This is a genomic window from Bradyrhizobium symbiodeficiens (genome assembly GCF_002266465.3).
Lineage (GTDB): Bacteria > Pseudomonadota > Alphaproteobacteria > Rhizobiales > Xanthobacteraceae > Bradyrhizobium > Bradyrhizobium symbiodeficiens.
Genome location: NZ_CP029427.2, coordinates 2,279,870 through 2,300,737, shown reverse-complemented (window position 1 = coordinate 2,300,737; position 20,868 = coordinate 2,279,870). Strand labels below are relative to the sequence as shown.

The window sequence follows — 20,868 nt, the reverse complement described above, 5'->3', positions numbered from 1 at the left end:
ACAATGGTGTTCAGCCTGTCGCGGCAGTTTTGCCTGTCGGAATTGACGCATCCTCGGCGAGGCCGATCTCGTCGCGCAGCGCGTCCGTATGCTCGCCGAGCACGGCCATCGTCTTGGCCGGCGTGATATCGGCGCCCGACATCCGGAACGGCAGGTTGAGCACCTGAAAGGAGCCGCCCTCGTCCTGCACGGATGAGAGCGCCTGCCGATGCGCGAGCTGCGGATCGGCCAGCGCCTCGGACACTGTGCGATAGGCAGAGGCTGGCACGCCGGCCGCGCCGAGCGCGACAAGACAGGCATCGGTCGTGAGCTGCCGCGACCAGGTTTCGACGCCGTCCATGACCTCCGCCCAATTGTCGCGGCGCGCGGCATAGGCGGCAAAGCGCGGATCGGAGATCCATTCGGGGCGGCCGATCACCTGCATCAGGGCCTGGAACGTCTTCTCGCTGGCGACCGTGATCATGACGTAGCCGCTTGCCGTCTCGGTCGGCCCGAACATCGGGCGCGGCGGCGGCTTCACGGCGAATTGCGCGCCCTGCAATTCGGTCAGCGTCAGTGACAGCATCGATTCCAGCATGGAGACGTCGATGTGCTGGCCAAGACCGGTCACGCTGCGCTGATAGAGCGCGGACGCGATCGCGCCGAAGCCATAGGTGCCGGTGAGGACGTCGGCGTGATAGATGCCGCAATAATCGGGGCGGCTACGGCCAGGCTGGTAGGCCAGATGCGCCATGTCGTAGCCGGAGGCGGCATGGATCACCGGGGCATAGGCCGGCAGCTCGGCCGAGGGGCCGGTCTGGCCGTAACCCGAGATCGAGCAATAGATCAGTCTCGGGTTGAGCTGACGCATGCTGTCGTAGTCGAGGCGCAACCGGCGCATCACGCCGGGGCGGAAATTCTCCACCAGGATGTCGGCGGTCGCGGCCAGCCGACGCACCGCCTCCTTGCCGTCTTCGGACTTGAGGTCGAGCACCACGCTCTTCTTGCCGACATTGAGCTGCCCAAACGCGGTGCTGCACCCCTTGCGCAACGGTGGCCGGGTCCGCATCGTCTCGCCGCCGTCGCTCTCGATCTTGATGACCTCGGCGCCCATGTCGGCAAGCATCCGCGCGCAGTGAGGACCGGCGATGGTTGTCGAAAAATCCAGGACCCGCAGCCCAGCGAAGGCTTTTGTCGTCGTCCCCTCATGCTTATCTGCTAGCTGCATGCCTGCTCAGGTCCTTGGGGCTCTTAGGAACTCTCGAAGTTCTCTGTCGTTGATGCGGCGACCCTAAAGGGCGGCGGCCGAGTAGGAAAGTGTTTACCGAACCGACGCACCGCGTGGGTGAGCTTTAAGAAATTCCAGGACAACTGGACCCGTTCTTGCATAGCCACAAACGGGATCGACAGAGGGCAGCTGTTCTTGAGGGTCTTGTTCGTTACCACTGAGATGGACGACTTCGTCCGCGTCGGCGGACTCGGCGCGGTTTCCGCGGCCCTGCCCCGCGCCCTACGTCCCTTTGCCGATATCCGGATCATGCTGCCCGGCTATCGCGACATCATCGAGCAACTCACGCATATTCAGATCGTCGGCCGCTGCCCGGCCTTCGCGGAGATGCCGGCCTGCTCGCTCGGACGGGCCGCGACCAAGGACGGCCTACCGGTCTACGTGCTGTTGTGCTCACAACTCTACGACCGGCCCGGCAATCCCTATGGCGACGAGGCCGGGCGCGACTGGCCTGACAATGACATCCGCTTCGCGCGCTTTGCCTCGGCGGCCGCTGAGCTCGCCATGGGCAAGCTGGACAAGAATTGGGCAGCGGACCTGGTTCATGCCAACGACTGGCAGGCTTCGCTCGTGCCGGCCTACCTCGCCTGGCGCGGCGCTAAAGTCCCGTCGATCCTGACCATCCATAACCTCGCCTATCAGGGCCTCTTCCCGAAGGACTCGCTGCGGCGAATTGGCATACCCGAGAGCTCATTTCACATCGACGGCGTCGAGTTCTACGACAAGCTCTCCTTCCTCAAGGCCGGCCTCGTCTACGCCTCGCACCTCACCACCGTCAGCGGCACCTATGCGCGCGAGATCACCACGGCCGAATTCGGCTGCGGCCTGGAGGGCCTGCTCCGCCTGCGCTCGGACGCGTCGGAGCTCACCGGCATCCTCAACGGCATCGACGAGAGCTGGGATCCCCGCTCCTGCGCCCAGCTTGCCCAGCAGTTCGGCGCCGGCGATTGGGTCGGCAAGAGGGCCAATGCGGATTACGTGCGTAAGCAGTTCGGCTTGGCGGTGTCGCGAGGCCCGATGTTCGGCATCGTCGCGCGCCTCGTGCACCAGAAGGGCATCGACCTCGTGCTGTCGGCGGCCGACGAGATCGTCGATGCCGGCGGGCAGATCGTGGTCACCGGCTCCGGCGAGCCGGCGCTGGAGCAGGCCTTGATCGACGCGCATCGCCGCCGCCCCGACGCCATCGGCGTGGTGATCGGCTTCAACGACGCCCAGGCGCGCCGCATCTTCGCCGGCAGCGACTTCACCCTGATGCCCTCGCGCTTCGAGCCGTGCGGCCTGAGCCAGATGTATGCCCAGCGTTTCGGCTCGCTGCCGATCGGCCACCAGACCGGCGGCCTTGCCGAAACCATCACCGACGGCGAGACCGGCTTCCTGTTCTCGAGGCCCTCGCGCGAGTCATTCCTCGGCGGCGTCCGCCGGGCTTTCTCGGCTTTCATGGCCCACGATCAGCTCGACACCATGCGCCGCAGCGCCATGGGACGCTCGTTTTCCTGGAACATCTCAGCGGGCAGCTACAACGCGCTGTACCGCAAGCTTGCAGCGGTGTGAGCCGCGACGGCAGGGCAACCTCATTCCGCAGCCTCCGGCATTTCGTCCATGTGCTCGTGCAGCACGACACCCGATAGCGGGTCGAAATCGCCGATCCAGGGCTTTCGCGCGATCACGGACTTCGTGTGAGCATAACCGGCGTGCCAGCGCCGCGTGATCCCCGACGGGCTGAAGTCGATATCCTTGGTATGAGTCTCGCGATCGAGCTGCGGCGCCAGCAGCCGCACCACGTGCATGCGGGTCGGACAGCCATAGCTGGTCAGCTCCCTCACCGCGGCATCGCCGCGCTCGCTCTCGGGCAATCGTGCAGCGAGCTGGTTGATGACATGGCGCAACCGATGGGTCTGCTGCTGGCGCGCGATCTGGCTCGCGATCCGGCTGGAATACATCACGTCCTTGTGCCTGTTGAGCACCTCCGCCATCGTGGTCGGCTCGGCGCCGACGGGATTCCACAGGTGGACGGAGAAGATCAGCGAATCCCTGCGCGGATTGTCGTCGAACACCGCTTCTGTCGGCGTGTTCGAGAGGATGCCGCCGTCCCAATAGAGCTCGCCGTCAATACGCACCGCCGGAAAAGCCGGCGGCAATGCGCCGGAGGCCATGACATGTTTCACCGTCAGCACGCCGTCGCGGCTGTCGAAATAGCGCATTTGGCTGGTCCCGACATGAGCCGCACCGACAGTCAGCCGCGGCGCGCAGCGATTGGCCAGATCGAAATCGACCAGCTCGCTCAGCGTCTTCTCCAGAGGAGCAGTCGAATAGAAGCCGGCGTGGTCGGCGCCCAGCGGATAGGAATCCCCGGCGTGCGCCAGCGGATTGGGACGGAAAAAACCGGGAATGCCGTGCGTCACGGCCGACCAATAGGCCAGCTTCTCGTTGAAGCCGGGAAAAGCGGCGCGCCAGTCCCAGACCGGCTTCTGCTCCATCCGCTGCCAGAACTCTCTCAAGCGCGCGAGGCGATTCTCCGGCGCGTTGCCCGCAATGAGGCTTGCATTGATCGCGCCGATCGAGGTGCCAATGATCCAGTCCGGCTCGATGCCGGCTTCGTGCAGCGCCTGGTAAACGCCGGCCTGGTACGAGCCGAGCGCGCCGCCCCCCTGGAGCACGAGGACGACCTGACCCGGCAGGTCCGAGGCCTTGCTTCGCGTGTTGTCCTGCGTACCGCTCATGGTTTGCTCCTGATCAGCCTGCAATACCCGGATGTTCGCAGTGGGCGACGACTTGTTGTTGCGCCGTCCCATGTTAATGCGCGGTCCAGCCGCCGTCGACCGGCAGCGCAACCCCGGTGATCGAAGCGGCAGCATCCGTCGACAGGAACACCGTCAGCGCGCCCAGCTCCTCGACCGTGGCAAAGCGCTTGTTCGGCTGCTGCGCGAGCAGCACGTCGCGGATCACCTGATCGCGGGAAATGCCGTGCGCCTTGGCCTGCCCGTCGATCTGCGCTTCGACCAGCGGCGTGGAGACGTAGCCGGGACAGACCGCATTGCAGGTGATGCCTTCCTCCGCGGTCTCCAGCGCCGTGACTTTCGTCAGGCCGACGATGCCGTGCTTGGCGGCGACATAGGCCGCCTTGAACGGCGAGCCGACCAGGCCGTGCGCGGAGGCGATGTTGATGATCCGGCCAAAACGGTTCTGGCGCATCGCGGGTAGCGCGAGCCGCGTCGTGTGGAATGCCGAAGTCAAATTGATGGCGAGAATCTGCTCCCATTTCTCGACCGGAAACTGCTCGAGCGGCGCGACATGCTGGATGCCGGCATTGTTGATGAGGATGTCGAGCCGGCCGGCCTGGGCGATGGTCGCCGCGATCATCTCGGCAATCGACTTTGGCCTCGTCATGTCGGCCGGAGAGTAGCTCGCCTTGACGCTGAACTCGGCGGCGATCTGCTCCCGCGTCCGGCCGATCTCGGCGGCGACGCCAAGACCGTTCAACACAACGTCGGCGCCGGCCGCCGCCAGCGCACGTGCAATGCCGAGGCCGATACCGCTGGTCGAGCCCGTGACCAGCGCCACCTTGCCGGCCAACGCGCGTGCGGGCTGAGATGTCTGCAGCTTCAGCGGCATGTTCATGACCTGGTCCTCGTTGGCGATGGCTGGACTTCCAACTTTCGCAGACGCTGGAGGATCGGCGGCCCAAACGGAAATACCGGCTGGCTTCCGAATCCATAGGCGCGCGCTATTGCGGGTGGGATGTCATTCGCCGGTTCGATCCGATAGGATCGCCCTATCTTGCCGGGAGCCGATCCATGGAAATGCACCAGGTCCGCTATTTCCTCGCGGTGGCGCAGCTGCTCAATTTCACGCGCGCGGCCGAGGAGTGCAACGTCACACAGCCCTCGCTGACGCGCGCGATCAAGCAGCTCGAGGCCGAGCTTGGCGGCGACCTGTTTCGCCGCGAGCGGCCGGCGGCGCAACTCACCGAGCTCGGCCAGCGCATGCATCCGCTCCTGAAGCAGTGTTTCGACGCCGCCGCCGGCGCGCGCTCGCTCGCCTCCTCGTTCAAAAGCGGTGAGGTCGGCGCGCTCCGCATCGCGCTGACGCATTCGATCGATCTCGCACTGCTCATTCCCCATCTCAACGAGATCAGGCGGCAGTTCAACCGGCTCGAATTGCGCTTCCTGCGCGGGACCAGCCGCGAGGTCGGCGATTTCCTCAAGAAGGGCGAAGCCGAGCTCGGCATCGCCGCCGAGATCGACGAGGCCTGGGACCGGCTCGACGCCTGGCCACTGTTCACCGAGAGCTTCGATCTTGTCGTTGGCGACGGACACCGGCTGGCCGGCCGCAGCACGATCGAACTGGAGGATTTGCGCTCGGAGCAATTGCTGAACCGGACTTATTGCGAGCACGGGCGCCGCATCTCCGTAAGCCTGCGCGAGCACGGCATCGAGCATGGCCACGAGATCTCGAGCGAGCGCGACCTGATCGAGTTGGTCGAAGCCGACATCGGCGTTGCCATGGTGCCGCATACCTCGCCCCTGCCGCAGACATTGACGCGCGCCGCCGTCGCCGGGCTGGACGCCCGCCGCACCGTCAGCCTTTATGGGGTGGCCGGCCGCCAGCGCACTGCGGTGGCCAACGCCGTGATGCGCATGCTGCGCGGCGCCGACTGGCGCGAGATTGCGGGGTAGCGGGGATGCCGATCGGCTCTTCCCCTCTCCTCTTGCGGGAGACGGCAGAAAGCGCGAGCGCTCAGTTCTCTCTGCCCGCACTCTCCAGCGCCGCGAGCAGATCATCGATCTCCATGCGCTTGCGGAAATCGGGATCGACGAAGCGAGCTGTCACGATGCCGTCGCGACCGACCACGAATACGGCCGGGATCGGCAGCACCCAGCCGTCATTGCCGTGGAATCTCGCCATGTCCTGATAGGACAACAGGCTCTGGATCTCGGCGCCGAGCCAGATCGCAAGATTGAGCGAAAGCGCATAGCCGTTGTCGAGGTCAGTCAAGATCGGAAACGGCGCGCCGGACTCGGCCTTGAGTAGCCCGGTATATTCCTGCGTCTCCGGCATCACCGCGACGACCTGTGCCCCCATGGCCTTGATGCGATCGAGCGCCTGGACCACGGCGCGGACGTTCAGCCGGCAATAGGGACACCAATGGCCGCGGAAGAACATCACGGCGAGCGGACCACGCTCCAGCAGCGACGGCAGCGTGACGAGACGTCCGGCCTCGTCCGGTAGCATGAATGGCGGCATCGCATCGCCCGGGCGCGGCGCGGACTCGCCACCGCCGTTGCCGCCCAATCTCGCCACAAGGCGATCGACGGCCTCACCGTAGGCCGGAAAGACCGCACGGCTGGCGTCGGCATAGGCGCGGAGCTGTTCGTTCAGCGTGCCGTCCATGTCACGGCAGCGCTGGAAGGCAAGCCTGAGCTGTTCGGCGTCGGCGGGCGAGAGGGCTGTCATCTTCTGCTCCGGCATTTCCTGGGGAATATTAGTTTCCGGGTTCGGCCGCCCGCAAGGGGCGGCCGCGATGCCAGGACCCGTTCAGTTCACGTAGAAATTGCCGGTCGGATCGAGCCGTCCCGAGGTGTAGTACAGCGATCCGTTGTCCATGAAGAAGACGGTGTTGTCGGGCACCTTCTTGGCGCTCTTCATCATGGCTTCGTGATTCTTCTCGGCAGGGGCCATGGCCATCGCTGACATCTTGCCGGGGCCGCCATAGACATAGGCCATGCCGGCCTTGAAGTCCCAGGCGGCCTCCGAGAAGGCCGAGGTGGTGATGACCGCAAACGCGGCGGTGGCGATCAGGGTCTTGGATAATTTCGGCATGAGGGGCTCCTCCCGATTGACGCGAACGCCCGCCAATGGGGCGCCCCGCCATCGGACGCCGAATGCCGCGAAAGCGGAAATGCCGTTGCCCAATCGGATTGATAGCCGCCGCGCATCAACATAGCGCGATGCTATCGCATCGAGAGCAAGCCGGCATTTCAGGATGGCTGCGATCTCGATGAAGCTCCCGTCATCGCCGGCGACCAGTGGGGTTGCGGCCAACACAGGAGACTTTCCATGTCCAGGAGCCATGCCCTGTCGCGTCTGATCTGGCCGGGCCTTGCCCTCGCCGGTGCGCTCACGCTCTCGGCACAGCCGGTCGCCGCCGGCGAATGCCCGGCCGGCAAGATCAAGCCCAACGCCCAGCAGATGGTCGACTATAAGCCGGTCGGCGTTACCGACGTCACGCTCGGTGCGATCGACCTCGGCAAGCAGCCCGCACATATCGAGGGGCGCGAGCTACGCTTCCGCAAGCTGACCATCGAGCCCGGCGGTATCGTGCCCTGGCACAGCCACGACGACCGTCCCGCCTTGATCTTCGTGCAGCAGGGCGAGATCGTCGAATACGCCTCCAACTGCGTCGATCCGATCGTGCACAAGGCGGGCGACATCCGCTCCGAGGTCCATGGCACCTCGCATTGGTGGAAGAACCTCGGCAATGACACCGTCATTCTCTATGTCGGCGACGTCCGCAAGGATCCCAACGACCACCACATGTAACGAGCGCGACTAGCCCAAGCGCACGTTACTGGATGTGGCGCCCGGGACCCCATGCCGGGCGCCACATCCTCACAGGACAATTCCGCCATGAGCGATCTTTCTGCGCCGACAACAGGGGCCGCGACGACGATGGGGGCGCATTCCCAAGGCCTGGCGCTGCGCTCACTCGTGATCGGGCTCACCGCATTCCTGACCGTCGTCGATCTCTTCGCGACGCAGGCGATCCTGCCCGCGCTGACGCGGCACTACGGCGTCACGCCGGCGGCGATGGGCTTTGCCGTCAACGCCAGCACCTTCGGGATGGCCGCAGCCAGCCTCGTCGTCGGCTTTTTCAGCCCGCACATCAACCGGCGCTTCGGCATCCTGCTCAGCCTGGCGCTACTGGCGATTCCGACCAGCCTGCTCGCCTCGGCGCCAAATCTCACCGTCTTCACGGCCTTGCGGGTCGCGCAGGGCCTGTGCATGGCGTCCGCCTTCGCGCTCACCCTCGCCTATCTCGGCGAGCAGTGCAGCGCCATGGATGCAGGCGGCGCCTTTGCCGCCTACATCACCGGCAATGTCGCAAGCAACCTCGTGGGACGGCTGATCTCCGCTGCCGTGGCCGACGGACTCGGCCTCGCCTGGAATTTCTATCTGTTCGCGGCGCTCAATCTGACCGGTGCGGTGCTGGTCTATTTCACGATCCGACGCGCGCAGCCGATGCAGGCGATGATGCCGGCCGCATCGCCGCTTGCCGTCGCGATCGCGCATTGGCGCAATCCGCGGCTGCGCGCCGCCTTCGGCATCGGCTTTTGCATCCTGTTCGCCTTCATCGGCACCTTCACCTTCGTCAATTTCGTTCTGGTCCGGCCGCCGCTGTCGCTCGGCATGATGGATGTGGGCCTCGTCTATTTCGTCTTTCTGCCGTCGGTCATCACGACGCTTCTGGCCGGCCGGGTGGCATCGCGGCTTGGAACGCGTCCGACGATTTGGGGCGCGCTCGCAATTGCGGGGCTTGGCCTGCCCTTGATGCTGATGCCGCATCTGAGCGAAGTCCTCTCCGGCATGGTTCTCGTCGGCGTCGGCACATTCTTCGCGCAGGCCGCTGCGACGGGCTTCGTCGGACAGGCGGCTGCCGACAACCGCGGCATCGCCAGCGGGACCTATCTTGCGTGCTATTTCTGCGGAGGGCTGGTCGGCACGGCCGTGCTCGGGCGCCTGTTCGACGCATTCGGATGGCACGCGTGCGTACTCGGCGTGGGCGTGGCCCTTGCGGCTGCAGCCATGCTCACCTTCGCCCTGAGGCGCTAGCGCTTCGCCGGCGCCTCCTGCGGCGGCTCGTCGTCGGCGATCGCGCGCCAGGCAGCACCATCGAGATCGTCGTACTGGCCACTTTTGAGCGACCAGAGAAAGGCGACCAGACCGGCGCCTCCGAGCATCAGCGCCAGCGGGACCAGGATGACCAGGATCTCCATCACGCGATCTCCCGCGACTTGCTGCGCGCCCGCAGCGAATTCAGCATGACCAGGATCGAGGATCCGCTCATGGCCGCAGCCGCGATCAGGGGCGTCACGACGCCGCTGATCGCAACCGGCACCGCCAGCACATTGTAGCCGATCGCAAGCCAGAGGTTCTGCCGCATCAGATGCAGCGCCTTGCGCGAGGTGTCGATGGCGGCGACCACCGGAGCCAGTGGCCGGCCGAGGAAGACCAGGTCGGCGGTGGCCTGGCTCAGATGCGCGGCCGAGATCGGCGACATCGAGACATGGGCTGCCGCGAGCGACGGCGCATCGTTCATGCCGTCGCCGACCATAAGCACCTTGGCGCCGCGCTGCTTCAATTCCTCGATCCGTGCGATCTTGTCGGCCGGCGTGACGCCGGCACGCCATTCGGAGATTTCAAGCACATGGGCCGCCGCCTTCACGGCCGGCTCGCGATCGCCGGAGAGAATCTCGATGCCGATGTTACGCGCCTTCAGCGCCGCGATCACGGCCTTCGCATCCGGCCGCAGGCCCTGGCGGACCGAGAGGACGAACTTTTCGCTGCCCTTGCTGAAAGCAACGATGGAGGCTTCGGGATCGACCATGGTGCTGCCGATCAGCGCCTCTGCACCGCAGAAGGAGGGGCGGCCAAGGCGAAGCTCGACGCCGTCCACGCTCGCACGGACGCCTTGCCCGGCTTCTTCGGTCGCGCCGACAACAGGCGATCTGGCGCCGGCCGCCTGCGCGACGGCGGCCGCGACCGGATGATGGCTCGACAGCGCAAGCCGGCCGGCGAGTTCGAAGACATCGGCGGGAATGTCGGCGGCATTCATCACTTCGAGATCCGGCAGCGTCAGCGTGCCGGTCTTGTCGAAGATGACATGGTCCGCCTCGGCCAGCCGCTCGATTGCGTCGCCGGAATTCAGCAGCACCCCGGACTTGAACATCGTGCCGGAGGCGATGGTCTGCACGGTCGGAATGGCAAGCCCCAGCGCACAGGGACATGTGATGATCAGCACGGCTACGCCCGTCACGATCGCATCATGCCAGGACGCGCCGGCGACGACCCAGCCGAGGATGGTGATGAGCGCGGTCGCATGCACCACCGGCGCGTAGAGCCGCGAGGCGCGGTCGGCGAGCCGCATGTAGCGCGAGCGCGCCTGCAGCGCGTTGTCGAGCAGCCGCGTGATCTCGGCGAGCAGCGTCGCCTCGGACGCGGCCGAGACCCGCACCCGCAGCGTGCCCGAGATGTTCATCGAGCCCGCATAGACCGGCGTGCCCTGCTCGGCCGTGACATAGAGCGTCTCGCCCGTGATCAGGCTCTGGTCGATCTCGGAACGTCCCTCGATCACCGTGCCGTCGACCGCGCAGCGCTCGCCGGGCCGCAGCAGCACGATGTCGCCTGGATTGATCGCGGCCACCGGCACCTGCGAGATTTCATCAGGGCCGACGAACTTCGCGGCCGTCTCCGCCTTCAGCGCCGCGAGATTGCCGGCAACCGCCCGGGTCCGCCGCCGCATGTTCTGGTCGAGGACGCGGCCGACCAGCAGGAAAGTCAGCAGCATGATCGCCGCGTCGAAATAGGCGTGCTCGGCATGGTGGATGGTCTCGACCACGGACATGCCGAGCGCCAGGATCACGCCGATCGAGATCGGAACGTCCATGTTGGTCGTCTTTGCCGACAACGCGCGCCAGGCCGAGCGGAAGAACGGCTGACCGGCATAGGCTGCCGCCGGCAACGCGATCAACGCCGAGAGCCAGTGGAAGAAGTCGCGCTGCTCGGGCAGCATGTCCGAGACGTTGCCCGACCACACCGGGATCGACAGCATCATCACGTTCATGGTGGCGAACGCGGCGACGCCGAGGCAGCGCAGCAGGAAACGCGATTCGGCGACTTCCGCCACTTCCGCGCTCTCGGTCTCGAACGGATAGGCCTTGTAGCCAAGCTCTTCGAGGCGATCGATGAACTTTCCGGGGTCGAGCGTTCCCGCCTTCCATTCCAGCGCGACGCGACGGTCGGTGAGATTGACGCGGGCCAGGGTGACGTCGGGGATGGCCGAGAGGCCACGCTCGATCTTGGCCATGCAGCCGGCGCAGTGAACGCCTTCGACCGCAAGATCGATGTGCTGGACGCCCTCGCCCGCGGTGCGGACATAGTGCGAGAAATCCCGCGTGACTTGCATGACGAAGTCCTTCAGTTCAGGATCACGCGGTTACGCGACAGGAACACGCGCTCGCCACGCGCCTCGCCCTCGATCACGAGATTCCATTGGCCGGGCGCGACCGCTGCGGCGTCGCCACGATAGATCCCAATTCCGGTTTCGGTGAACGCGACCGCGAGATCGGCTCGCTTGTCGGTCGGCCGCTCCAGGCGTCCGTCGAACTTCAGCCCCGAGATCGGCTGCCCGTTGGCGTCGCGCGCTTCGACCTGGACCATGGCGCCCCCGTCGTTGCGGCGTTCGATGTGGGCGTTGACCTTCCATTTGCGCGCGGCCTGGTCGTGTGCCGCCGAGATCTCGTGTTCGTAGGTCAGGCCCGCAGCATAGGGACTGTCGACGTCAGTCCCGGGCAGCGTCGCGATTGCAAGCTTCATCATCGTGACGTTGACGCCGATCACGAGGCCGAAGAAGGCGACCAGCATCACGAACACCTTGGTTCCGGTCAGTGGCTTTGACGACATGACGGTCTCCTGAACTTACGGCGCGACGAAATTGTCGGTGGCGGTCGCGGCGACACCCAGTCCGATGTCCATGACGTGGAAGCGGACGGGAATTGATTTGTCCGGATTGTTCTCGGCGGGCGCGGTGACGAGCAGCCGGAGTTCGCTGGTGGAGTCGCGCGGGATCACGATCATCGGCCGGTCTGGCGTCACCGAATCGGCCCCGACGACGTGCATCGTGAGATTGACCGGCCCCTCCGCGTCGATGGCGATGACGCGGTCGTAGCCGCTCTTGTTTAGCAGCCGCACCGTGTAGGCGTTGCGGATCGAACCGTCGCTGAGCTTGACCGCGACCGGATTGCGGTCGTGCAGCACGTTGACGTCGAGCAGGCTCCGGGTCGCGAGCGTGTAGATCATGAAACCGCCGACGGCTGCGATGATCGCGCTGTAGACAACGGTTCGAGCGCGCACGATCTTGTAGACTGGCGCCTTGCCGTCCTGGCGGCGCTGGATGTTGATGTCGTTGTCGTAGCCGATCAGCCGCTTCGGCCGACCGATCTTGGTCATGACGTTGTCGCAGGCGTCGATGCAGAGCCCGCACTGGATGCATTCGAGTTGTGGCCCGTTGCGGATGTCGATGCCGGTCGGGCAGACCGCGACGCATTGATAGCAGTCGACGCAGTCGCCGACCTGCTGACCGAGCGCTCGCAACTCGGCCGCCTTCTTGACCGAGGTGCGCTTCTCGCCGCGGTCGTAGCGATAGGTGACGTTCAGCGCCCATTCGTCGGTCAGGGCCGCCTGGATGCGCGGCCACGGGCACATATAGGTGCAGACCTGCTCGCGCATGAAGCCGGCGAGCACGTAGGTCGTCGCGGTGAGGATGCCGATCCAGATATAGGCGATCATGGGCGCCTGGAAGGTGACGAGCTCCTTCACCAGCGTCGGCGCATCGTTGAAATAGAGCACCCAGGCGCCGCCGGTCCACCACGCGATCAGCAGCCAGATCGAATGCTTGAGCACGATCTCGGAGATGCGCTCGAGCTTCATCGGGTCGGACGACTTGTCCTTCTTCATCCGCTCGCGCCGGTCACCCTCGATCAGACGCTCGACGGCGTAGAACACGTCGGTCCACACCGTCTGCGGACAGAGATAACCACACCAGATGCGGCCGCCGACCGAGTTCATCAGGAACAGCGCCACAGCCGCCACGATCAACAGGCCGGTAAAGTAGTAGACCTCCTGTGGCCACAGCTCGATGAAGAAGAAATAGAAGCGGCTGTTGGGTAGATCGATCAGCACCGCCTGGCTGGGGGCGCCAAGGCCGCGGTTCCAGCGCACGAAGGGGAGGAAGTAGTAAACCCCGAGGCAGATCGCCATCAGGCCCCATTTGATCCGTCGGAATGTGCCGGAGACGCTCTGGGGATAGACTTTCTTGTGGGCAGCGTAGAGCGGTCCGTCGCCATCCGACGTGAGGTCTTTGGGGTTCACGGTCTTGTTCATCGCTTCAGTCGCCTTGGAAGGTGCGATTAAACCTAGACCCGATGCCGCTGGGTCAGTTGATCCAGCGCAAACGGGGGCGAATTTGTTCGCCCCCGTTCGGCCGCCGATCGGCACGTCTTCGACTATTTTCCGCCGCCCAGCGAGTGGACGTAGACGGCCATCGCCTTGATGGTGGCGGGATCGAGCCGCCCTTCCCAGGCCGGCATCACGCCGGCGCGGCCCTGGCTGATGGTCTCGACCAGGCTCGCCTCGTCGGAGCCGTAGAGCCAGATCTTGTCGGTCAGGTTCGGCGCGCCCATCTCCTGGTTGCCCTTGCCGCCGTCGCCGTGGCAGGCGACGCAATTCTCCGCAAAGATCTTCTCGCCCTTGGCGGCATCGAAGCCGTTGCGGGTCGACAGGCCCGACAGCGACCGCACGTAATTGGCGACCGTGACGATCTCGTCGCCCTTCAGCACGCCGTCCTTGCCGAAGGCGAGCATCTGGCCCTCATGCGTCTTGGCATGACCGGAGCGCGCGCCGAACTGGATGGTCTGCATGATCTGGTCGAGCGTGCCGCCCCACAGCCAGTCGTCGTCGTTCAGGTTCGGATAACCCTTGGCGCCGGCACCGCCGGAGCCGTGGCACGGCGCGCAATTGTCGCCGAACACGGTCTTGCCCTTGGCGCGGGCGAGCGCCAGCAAGGCCGGGTCCTTCTCGATATCGGCGAGCGAGGCCGCGCCCAGCGCCACCATCTTGCCACCTCGGATCTTCTCGAGGTTGGCGAGTTCGACGGCAACGTCGGCGCGCGAGGAGTAGCCGAACATGCCCGTGGTGTTGCTGGCGATCAGCGGCCAGGCCGGATAGACGATCCAGTAGGCGATCGCCCAGACGATGGTGAGATAGAAGGTGATCACCCACCAGCGTGGCAGCGGTGTGTTGAGCTCCTTGATGCCGTCCCACTCGTGCCCGGTCGTGGACTTGCCGGAGACGGAATCGATGTCGCTATGATGGTCGGTCATGTCTCTCACTCCTCCCGCAACGGCAGGTGCGCTGCTTCGTCGAAGGCAGCCTTGTTACGGGGCCAAAATGCGTAGGCGATGATCGCGAGAAAGATCGCGACGAACACCGGCGTCCAGATCGTGGTCACGAGACCGGACGCGAGATTGTCGAGTGTCAGGATGGCTTTCATCGTTCATGCCTTCTCAGCGAAGATTGGCTTTCTCGTTGTAGATCTTGAAGTCGACCAGCGTGCCGAGCATCTGCAGGTACGCGATCAGCGCGTCCATCTCGGTAGGCGAACCGACCTTGCCGTCGAAATTGCGTACGACGGCCTTGGCATAGCGCTTGTTGAAGGCGTCGCTGCCGGCGTTGTCCGGATCGGCCTGGGCCTTCATGTCGGCGCCGGCGCTGGCGATCTGGTCGTCCGTGTAGGGTACGCCAACCGTCCTCAGCGTCCGCATGTGGTCGGCGATCGTGTCCGGATCGACCTCGCTCTGGCTGAGGAATGGATAACCCGGCATCACCGACTGCGGCACGATCGCGCGCGGGTTGGTCAGATGGGTGACGTGCCAGTCGTCGGAATATTTGGCGCCGACGCGGGCGAGGTCGGGACCGGTACGCTTGGAGCCCCACTGGAACGGGTGGTCGAACATGCTCTCGGCGGCGAGCGAGAAGTGGCCGTAACGCTCGACCTCGTCGCGCAGCGGACGGATCATCTGCGAGTGGCAGAGATAGCAGCCCTCGCGGACGTAGACGTTGCGCCCGGCGAGCTCCAGCGGCGTGTAGGGCCTGACCCCGTCGACCTTCTCGATCGTGCTCTTGAGGTAGAACAGCGGGGTGATCTCGACGAGACCGCCGACCGCGATCACCAGCAGGATGCCGACGACCAGGATGATGGAGTTCTTTTCGAAGACTTGGTGGCGTGTCCAGAACGACATGGTTTGCTCCTCATTCCGCCGGCTGAAGAGCGACGGGCATCTGGACTTCCGCCTCGCCGACGCGAACCGTCATCCAGAGATTATAGGCCATGATCAGCGCGCCGATCAGGAACAGCGCCCCGCCGGCAGCACGGATGATGTAGAAGGGATGCATCGCCTCGACGGTCTCGATGAAGGAATATTCGAGGAAGCCGAGCGAAGTGTAGGCGCGCCACATCAGGCCCTGCAGGATGCCGGACACCCACATCGCCGAGATGTAGAGGACGATGCCGAGGGTCGCGATCCAGAAGTGCCAGTTGACCAGCTTCAGGCTGTAGAGCTCCTTGCGATTCCAGGCCCACGGCACCAGGCAGTAGAGCGCGCCGAAGGAGACGAAGCCGACCCAGCCGAGCGCGCCGGAATGCACGTGGCCGATGGTCCAGTCGGTGTAGTGACTGAGCGAGTTGACCACCTTGATCGACATCATCGGGCCTTCGAAGGTCGACATGCCGTAGAAGGCGACGGAGACCACGAGCATGCGCAGCACGGGGTCGGTGCGCAGCTTGTCCCAGGCACCAGACAGCGTCATCAGGCCGTTGATCATGCCGCCCCAGGAGGGCATCCACAGCATGATCGAGAAGGTCATGCCCAGCGTCTGCGTCCAATCCGGCAGCGCCGTGTAGTGCAGATGGTGCGGACCGGCCCAGATGTAGAGGAAGATCAGCGCCCAGAAGTGGATGATCGACAGCCGGTAGGAATAGATTGGCCGCCCGGCGCGCTTCGGGATGAAGTAGTACATGATGGCGAGGAAGCCGGCGGTCAGGAAGAAGCCGACGGCGTTGTGGCCGTACCACCACTGGAACATGGCGTCCTGGATGCCGCCCCAGGCGACGTAGGACTTCGAGCCGAACACCGAGACGGGAAGCGCCGGATTGTTGCCGAGATGCAGGACCGCGATCGTCACGATGAAGGCGAGATAGAACCAGTTCGCGACGAAGATGTGCGGCTCCTTGCGCTTGATGATGGTGGCAAGGAAGACGAGCAGGTAGGCGACCCAGACGATGGTCAGCCAGAGGTCGGCATACCATTCCGGCTCGGCATATTCCTTCGACTGGGTGACGCCGAGCAGATAGCCGGTGCCGGCGATCAGAATGAAGAAGTTGTAGCCCACCACGACGAACCAGGGCGCGAGATAACCGGCGAGGCGTACGTGGCAGGACTTCTGCACCACGTAGAACGAGGTCGCGATCAGCACGTTGCCGCCGAAAGCGAAGATCACGGCGGAGGTGTGCAGCGGCCGCAGGCGGCCGAAGCTGGTCCAGGGCAGATCGAAGTTCAGCGCCGGCCAAGCCAGCTGCGAGGCGATGAGGAGGCCGACGAGAAAGCCGGCAATGCCCCAGAACACCGCCATGAAGGAGGAGAACTTGATCGGGCCCATATTGTAGTTCGGGCGTCCGTTGATCTCCTGCGGCGGCAGCGCCGCCGGACGGTCGAGGTAGCGGTTGACGATGACGAACACCGCAGCCAGGCTCGCCGCCGCGCTGAGCGCGGCATGGAAGGCGAAGGGCGCATCGAGCGCTTTGGCCGAAGCGATCACGCAGAGGAAGGCGGTGACTGCGAACACGACAGCCAAGCCGCTTTCACCGATGGTCATGGATTTGGAGATGGAGGGCTGGCTCATGCGGATTCTCTCTGAAAGAACACAGCGCCAGAAACCACATTCACCCTCGCGGGGAATTGATTGAAATCAAGACAAGTGGATTTCTGTTAATGTTGGCCGGCTCAGATATGGCCGCGATGTCAATCCCTTGCGCCGCGCATCGCGCGTGGCAGGGCTCGCCTCCGGGAGATCACGGAGGCGGGAAATTGCAGGAACCGGAGCGATGCGTCAGTCGCGCGCCGTCGCCTTGAGCGCCGCGATGACATCCTCGCGGGCGATGATTCCGACCAGCTTCTGCGCGCCGTCGAGCACGATGATGCTCCTGATGCGGTGCTCCACCATGATCTGGAGCACGCGCGTCAGCCGCGTGTCGGGGCTGACATAGATGAACTCGGGCGTCATGACGTCGCCGATCTTGCGGCTCATCAGGTCGTGATAGCGGGGCAGCATCTGGCTCGGCGAGAAGGCGAAGCACTTCAGGATGTCGAATTTGGTGACGATGCCGACCACCTGCCCGTCGTCCACGACCGGATAGGAGTTGAAATCGTCGGCCTCGAACATCTCGCTGAGTTCGAGCAGGTTACGGTCCCGCTGCACCGCCTTGACGTTGCGCGTCATGTAGCCGTCGACGGTCTGTTCAAGAAATCTGTACACGGCGCGTCCTCCTCGATTCGATTCCGGCCGGCCGTCAGTGCGACAGCAGCACGCTGCGGGCGGTCTGCGTGACCAGATATTGAGTGACGCCTCCCAGGATCAGCTCACGAAACCTCGAATGGCCATAGGCGCCCGCTACGATCAGGCCGGCATCGACGTCGCCGGCGACCTTCTCCAATTGCACAGCGGCGGCTTCGTTCCTGGCGCCTTCGCAGATGCGCGCGGTCGCGGTGACGCCATGGCGGGCGAGCCAGGCGGCAACGTCGGTAATGCCGGCCATCACGACCGAACGGTCGTCGTCGCGCTCCGGAATTGTGGCGATGGTGACGTCTCTCGCCTTGCGCAGCATCGGCAGCGCATCGGCCACCGCGCGCCGCGCCTCCGGCGTGTCCTTCCACGCCACCAGCACGCTGCGCAGGTCGAGCCAGTTGACCCGGTCGGGCACGACGAGAAGGGGGCGGCCAGCCTGCATCACCAGATCCTTGGCGCTGGCGAGCGCGAACGCGTCGGAGAAGGCCGGGCTCTGCCCGCCGCTCACGACGATGTCGGCGCAACGCGCCTGCGCCAGGGCGAATCGCGCCGGAAAGTCTATGGCGCTGCGCCACTCCGCATGTCCGCCGCGATTCTTCGTGGCGGCGCGGAATTGCGCCTCAAGGCCGGCCAGCCGCCGCTTGACCGAAGCTTCGCCCTCGTCGATCAGTGCTTGCGCCTCGACGCCGTCGGTGAAATAGAGCGGCGGCGCGAACTGCGCCGCCGCGACCCCGACGATGGCCGCCTCGAATCGTTCGGCGAGCTCGCCCGCGACCTGAAGACGCGCCTCGTTGGACTGATCGAGCGCCAGGCTGACCATCACCGTCGCGTATGTCATCGGAATTCTCCAGTGCAAAGACTTTTGTAGAACTTACGCCTGCTTCCGCACATGGGGATGAGATAGATCAAGGAGGCCGCAGGCATCCGACTTGCCGTCAATCGGCAGCGACAGAACTTGCCTCCAGCCCGGCCTTAGGCGACATTAGGCGAGTGGTAACCGCGTCCGGAGCGGCCGCATCAGGATTGGAGCATCATTTGTCGCCGAGCCGCGTAACGCACTCGCAGGACGACGGTCGGGGCGAACGTTTTCGCGTTCGGATCGAAGGGTTTGGCGTCGGCACCTGGGATCTCGACCTCGCGACACGGGAATTGGACTGGTCCGATACCGCCAGGGGGCTGCTCAGCGTCGAGCGGGATCAGCCGGCGAGCTACGATCTGTTCCTGTCGCGCCTTCAACCCACGGACAGAGAGCGGATCGAGGACGCAATCAAGCGCGTTTCCGAGAGTGGCGGCAGCTTTGACGTGTCGTTCAGGGTCGCGAATGCCTCCGGCAGCGGGCAGTGGATCCGCGCCCGGGCCGGACTCATTCGGGACGAATCCGGCGCCGCTCGTCATCTCAGCGGCATCCTTCTCGATATCGACGCAGAAAAGCAGGTCGAAGAGGCGCTGCGCACGCGCGAGACCCACCTCCGCTCCATCCTCCATACCATTCCCGACGCCATGATCGTCATCGACGGCCACGGCATCATGCAACTCTTCAGCACGGCCGCGGAGCGCCTGTTCGGCTGGTTGGAGCACGAGGCGATCGGCCAGAACGTCAGCATCCTGATGCCGGAGCCCGATCGCACCCGCCACGACAGCTACCTCGCCCGTTACCGCACCACGAACGATCCGCACATCATCGGCATTGGCCGCATCGTGACGGGCAAGCGCCGCGACGGCACGACTTTTCCCATGCATCTGTCGATCGGCGAGATGGAATCCGCCGGCGAGCCCTATTTCACGGGCTTCGTCCGCGACCTCACCGAACACCAGCAGACCCAGGCCCGGCTCCAGGAATTGCAATCCGAGCTCGTCCACGTCTCGCGGCTGACCGCGATGGGCGAAATGGCCTCCGCGCTCGCCCATGAGCTCAACCAGCCGCTGGCAGCGATCAGCAATTACATGAAGGGATCGCGGCGCCTCCTTGCCGGCAGCAGCGACCCCAACACCCCGAAGGTCGAAAGCGCACTGGATCGCGCGGCGGAGCAGGCCTTGCGCGCCGGCCAGATCATCCGGCGCCTGCGCGACTTCGTCTCCCGCGGCGAGTCGGAGAAGCGGGTCGAGAGCCTGTCCAAGCTGATCGAGGAGGCCGGCGCGCTCGGGCTCGCCGGCGCGCGCGAGCAGAACGTGCAGCTCCGCTTCAGCCTCGATCCCGACGCCGATCTCGTCCTTGCCGATCGCGTACAGATCCAGCAGGTGCTGGTCAATCTGTTCCGCAACGCGCTGGAGGCGATGGCGCATTCGCCGCGGCGCGAGCTCGTCGTCGCCAACACCTGTGTCGCCGACGACATGATCGAGGTGGAAGTCTCGGATACCGGCTCCGGCTTCCGGGACGACGTCCTTCCGAACCTGTTCCAGACCTTCTTCACCACCAAAGACACCGGCATGGGCGTGGGGCTGTCCATCAGCCGCTCGATCATCGAGGCTCATGGCGGCCGCATGTGGGCCGAGAGCAACGCAGTGGGCGGCGCGACATTCCGCTTCACCTTGCCAGCAACCGACGAGAGCTGATCCATGACGACCAAGGGACATGTCTACGTCATCGACGACGACGCGGCGATGCGCGACTCGCTCAACTTCCTGCTGGATTCCGCCGGCTTCGGCGTCACGCTGTTCGACGACGCGCTCGCCTTTTTCGATGCCCTGCCCGGCCTCGGCTTCGGCTGCGTTGTCTCGGACGTGCGCATGCCCGGCATGGATGGAATCGAGCTGCTGAAGCGCTTGAAGGCGCAGCAAAGCCCGTTTCCCATCCTGATCATGACGGGTCATGGCGACGTTCCGCTCGCGGTCGAGGCGATGAAGCTCGGGGCCGTCGATTTCCTCGAAAAGCCGTTCGAGGACGACCGCCTCGTCGCCATGATCGAAGCCGCGATCAGGGAGGCCGAGCCGGCCGCCAAGAACGAGGCCGTCGCCCAGGACATCGCTGCACGCGTCGCCTCCTTGAGCCCGCGTGAACGTCAGGTGATGGAGGGGCTGATCGCGGGCCTGTCCAACAAGCTGATCGCCCGCGAATACGACATCAGCCCGCGCACCATCGAAGTCTACCGGGCCAACGTCATGACCAAGATGCAGGCGAGCAGCCTTTCGGAGCTGGTCCGGCTGGCGATGCGCGCCGGGATGCTCAACGATTGAGGCAGGTCAAGGCCCTTTTTCGGCGCCGT

Annotated in this window: 21 protein-coding genes; 6 read left to right on the top strand and 15 right to left on the bottom strand. The window is 65.0% G+C overall.

Annotation, left to right across the window (positions count from 1 at the left end; translation table 11 throughout):
- Positions 1–10 precede the first annotated feature (10 nt).
- Positions 11–1,207, bottom strand: coding sequence for a CaiB/BaiF CoA transferase family protein (locus CIT39_RS10530; RefSeq protein ID WP_094975420.1), 1,197 nt, complete (start codon positions 1,205–1,207; stop codon positions 11–13).
- Positions 1,208–1,402: 195 nt separating this feature from the next.
- On the opposite strand from CIT39_RS10530, the gene glgA reads away from it, so the two are divergent.
- Positions 1,403–2,818: a glycogen synthase GlgA gene (gene glgA, locus CIT39_RS10525; RefSeq protein WP_094975421.1), complete on the top strand. Its 1,416-nt coding sequence runs from the start codon at positions 1,403–1,405 to the stop codon at positions 2,816–2,818.
- Positions 2,819–2,838: 20 nt separating this feature from the next.
- Here glgA and CIT39_RS10520 read toward each other — a convergent pair whose 3' ends face one another.
- The gene (locus CIT39_RS10520) at positions 2,839–3,987 is read right to left on the bottom strand and encodes a patatin-like phospholipase family protein (protein WP_094975835.1); all 1,149 of its coding nucleotides are present in this window, start codon (positions 3,985–3,987) and stop codon (positions 2,839–2,841) included.
- 73 nt (positions 3,988–4,060) lie between these two features.
- On the bottom strand, positions 4,061–4,885 hold the full coding sequence (locus CIT39_RS10515; RefSeq protein ID WP_094975422.1) for a 3-hydroxybutyrate dehydrogenase: 825 nt from the start codon (positions 4,883–4,885) through the stop codon (positions 4,061–4,063).
- 176 nt (positions 4,886–5,061) lie between these two features.
- Here CIT39_RS10515 and CIT39_RS10510 point away from each other — a divergent pair, with 176 nt between their 5' ends.
- Positions 5,062–5,943, top strand: coding sequence for a LysR family transcriptional regulator (locus tag CIT39_RS10510; RefSeq protein WP_094975423.1), 882 nt, complete (start codon positions 5,062–5,064; stop codon positions 5,941–5,943).
- Between the two features lie 61 nt (positions 5,944–6,004).
- Here CIT39_RS10510 and CIT39_RS10505 read toward each other — a convergent pair whose 3' ends face one another.
- Together CIT39_RS10505 and CIT39_RS10500 are read right to left on the bottom strand one after the other, a co-directional pair.
- Positions 6,005–6,721, bottom strand: a complete 717-nt coding sequence (locus CIT39_RS10505; RefSeq protein WP_094975836.1) for a peroxiredoxin-like family protein — start codon at positions 6,719–6,721, stop codon at positions 6,005–6,007.
- Between the two features lie 81 nt (positions 6,722–6,802).
- The gene (locus tag CIT39_RS10500) at positions 6,803–7,087 is read right to left on the bottom strand and encodes a hypothetical protein (RefSeq protein ID WP_162308438.1); all 285 of its coding nucleotides are present in this window, start codon (positions 7,085–7,087) and stop codon (positions 6,803–6,805) included.
- Between the two features lie 237 nt (positions 7,088–7,324).
- On the opposite strand from CIT39_RS10500, the gene CIT39_RS10495 reads away from it, so the two are divergent.
- Together CIT39_RS10495 and CIT39_RS10490 are read left to right on the top strand one after the other, a co-directional pair.
- A complete protein-coding gene (locus CIT39_RS10495) occupies positions 7,325–7,807 on the top strand; it encodes a cupin domain-containing protein (protein WP_094975424.1) in 483 nt (160 codons plus the stop codon).
- Positions 7,808–7,894: 87 nt separating this feature from the next.
- Positions 7,895–9,097: an MFS transporter gene (locus CIT39_RS10490; protein WP_094975425.1), complete on the top strand. Its 1,203-nt coding sequence runs from the start codon at positions 7,895–7,897 to the stop codon at positions 9,095–9,097.
- Here the strand turns inward: CIT39_RS10490 and ccoS are convergent.
- From ccoS to CIT39_RS10440, 10 genes are all read right to left on the bottom strand, one after another.
- The gene (ccoS, locus tag CIT39_RS10485) at positions 9,094–9,261 is read right to left on the bottom strand and encodes a cbb3-type cytochrome oxidase assembly protein CcoS (RefSeq protein ID WP_063196351.1); all 168 of its coding nucleotides are present in this window, start codon (positions 9,259–9,261) and stop codon (positions 9,094–9,096) included. The genes CIT39_RS10490 and ccoS overlap by 4 nt on opposite strands.
- On the bottom strand, positions 9,261–11,450 hold the full coding sequence (locus tag CIT39_RS10480; RefSeq protein ID WP_094975426.1) for a cation-translocating P-type ATPase: 2,190 nt from the start codon (positions 11,448–11,450) through the stop codon (positions 9,261–9,263). The genes ccoS and CIT39_RS10480 overlap by 1 nt, the downstream gene beginning before the upstream one ends.
- A gap of 11 nt (positions 11,451–11,461) precedes the next feature.
- Positions 11,462–11,947, bottom strand: coding sequence for a FixH family protein (locus CIT39_RS10475; RefSeq protein WP_094975427.1), 486 nt, complete (start codon positions 11,945–11,947; stop codon positions 11,462–11,464).
- Positions 11,948–11,962: 15 nt separating this feature from the next.
- Positions 11,963–13,426 (bottom strand): cytochrome c oxidase accessory protein CcoG, encoded by a 1,464-nt coding sequence (gene ccoG, locus CIT39_RS10470; protein ID WP_094975428.1) that lies wholly within the window; start codon positions 13,424–13,426, stop codon positions 11,963–11,965.
- A 122-nt stretch (positions 13,427–13,548) separates the two neighbouring features.
- Complete coding sequence (ccoP, locus tag CIT39_RS10465; protein ID WP_094975429.1) at positions 13,549–14,424, bottom strand: cytochrome-c oxidase, cbb3-type subunit III; 876 nt, start codon at positions 14,422–14,424, stop codon at positions 13,549–13,551.
- A gap of 5 nt (positions 14,425–14,429) precedes the next feature.
- Positions 14,430–14,594: a CcoQ/FixQ family Cbb3-type cytochrome c oxidase assembly chaperone gene (locus CIT39_RS10460; RefSeq protein WP_015687703.1), complete on the bottom strand. Its 165-nt coding sequence runs from the start codon at positions 14,592–14,594 to the stop codon at positions 14,430–14,432.
- A 13-nt stretch (positions 14,595–14,607) separates the two neighbouring features.
- Positions 14,608–15,342, bottom strand: a complete 735-nt coding sequence (gene ccoO, locus CIT39_RS10455) for a cytochrome-c oxidase, cbb3-type subunit II (protein WP_094975430.1) — start codon at positions 15,340–15,342, stop codon at positions 14,608–14,610.
- A gap of 10 nt (positions 15,343–15,352) precedes the next feature.
- Positions 15,353–17,002, bottom strand: coding sequence for a cytochrome-c oxidase, cbb3-type subunit I (gene ccoN / locus CIT39_RS10450; RefSeq protein ID WP_094975431.1), 1,650 nt, complete (start codon positions 17,000–17,002; stop codon positions 15,353–15,355).
- A gap of 207 nt (positions 17,003–17,209) precedes the next feature.
- Positions 17,210–17,635 (bottom strand): CBS domain-containing protein, encoded by a 426-nt coding sequence (locus CIT39_RS10445; RefSeq protein ID WP_094975432.1) that lies wholly within the window; start codon positions 17,633–17,635, stop codon positions 17,210–17,212.
- Positions 17,636–17,669: 34 nt separating this feature from the next.
- The gene (locus tag CIT39_RS10440) at positions 17,670–18,503 is read right to left on the bottom strand and encodes a universal stress protein (RefSeq protein WP_094975433.1); all 834 of its coding nucleotides are present in this window, start codon (positions 18,501–18,503) and stop codon (positions 17,670–17,672) included.
- Positions 18,504–18,700: 197 nt separating this feature from the next.
- Here CIT39_RS10440 and fixL point away from each other — a divergent pair, with 197 nt between their 5' ends.
- On the top strand, positions 18,701–20,218 hold the full coding sequence (fixL, locus tag CIT39_RS10435; RefSeq protein WP_094975434.1) for a sensor protein FixL: 1,518 nt from the start codon (positions 18,701–18,703) through the stop codon (positions 20,216–20,218).
- Between the two features lie 3 nt (positions 20,219–20,221).
- The gene (fixJ, locus tag CIT39_RS10430) at positions 20,222–20,839 is read left to right on the top strand and encodes a response regulator FixJ (protein ID WP_094975435.1); all 618 of its coding nucleotides are present in this window, start codon (positions 20,222–20,224) and stop codon (positions 20,837–20,839) included.
- The last annotated feature ends 29 nt before the right edge of the window (positions 20,840–20,868 follow it).

Coding starts and splice junctions, on each gene's coding strand:
- CIT39_RS10530 (WP_094975420.1), bottom strand. CDS start 1,207: ATGCAGCTAGCAGATAAGCATGAGGGGACGACGACAAAAGCCTTCGCT.
- CIT39_RS10520 (WP_094975835.1), bottom strand. CDS start 3,987: ATGAGCGGTACGCAGGACAACACGCGAAGCAAGGCCTCGGACCTGCCG.
- CIT39_RS10515 (WP_094975422.1), bottom strand. CDS start 4,885: ATGAACATGCCGCTGAAGCTGCAGACATCTCAGCCCGCACGCGCGTTG.
- CIT39_RS10510 (WP_094975423.1), top strand. CDS start 5,062: ATGGAAATGCACCAGGTCCGCTATTTCCTCGCGGTGGCGCAGCTGCTC.
- CIT39_RS10505 (WP_094975836.1), bottom strand. CDS start 6,721: ATGACAGCCCTCTCGCCCGCCGACGCCGAACAGCTCAGGCTTGCCTTC.
- CIT39_RS10500 (WP_162308438.1), bottom strand. CDS start 7,087: ATGCCGAAATTATCCAAGACCCTGATCGCCACCGCCGCGTTTGCGGTC.
- CIT39_RS10495 (WP_094975424.1), top strand. CDS start 7,325: ATGTCCAGGAGCCATGCCCTGTCGCGTCTGATCTGGCCGGGCCTTGCC.
- CIT39_RS10490 (WP_094975425.1), top strand. CDS start 7,895: ATGAGCGATCTTTCTGCGCCGACAACAGGGGCCGCGACGACGATGGGG.
- ccoS (WP_063196351.1), bottom strand. CDS start 9,261: ATGGAGATCCTGGTCATCCTGGTCCCGCTGGCGCTGATGCTCGGAGGC.
- CIT39_RS10480 (WP_094975426.1), bottom strand. CDS start 11,450: ATGCAAGTCACGCGGGATTTCTCGCACTATGTCCGCACCGCGGGCGAG.
- CIT39_RS10475 (WP_094975427.1), bottom strand. CDS start 11,947: ATGTCGTCAAAGCCACTGACCGGAACCAAGGTGTTCGTGATGCTGGTC.
- ccoG (WP_094975428.1), bottom strand. CDS start 13,426: ATGAACAAGACCGTGAACCCCAAAGACCTCACGTCGGATGGCGACGGA.
- ccoP (WP_094975429.1), bottom strand. CDS start 14,424: ATGACCGACCATCATAGCGACATCGATTCCGTCTCCGGCAAGTCCACG.
- CIT39_RS10460 (WP_015687703.1), bottom strand. CDS start 14,594: ATGAAAGCCATCCTGACACTCGACAATCTCGCGTCCGGTCTCGTGACC.
- ccoO (WP_094975430.1), bottom strand. CDS start 15,342: ATGTCGTTCTGGACACGCCACCAAGTCTTCGAAAAGAACTCCATCATC.
- ccoN (WP_094975431.1), bottom strand. CDS start 17,002: ATGAGCCAGCCCTCCATCTCCAAATCCATGACCATCGGTGAAAGCGGC.
- CIT39_RS10440 (WP_094975433.1), bottom strand. CDS start 18,503: ATGACATACGCGACGGTGATGGTCAGCCTGGCGCTCGATCAGTCCAAC.
- fixJ (WP_094975435.1), top strand. CDS start 20,222: ATGACGACCAAGGGACATGTCTACGTCATCGACGACGACGCGGCGATG.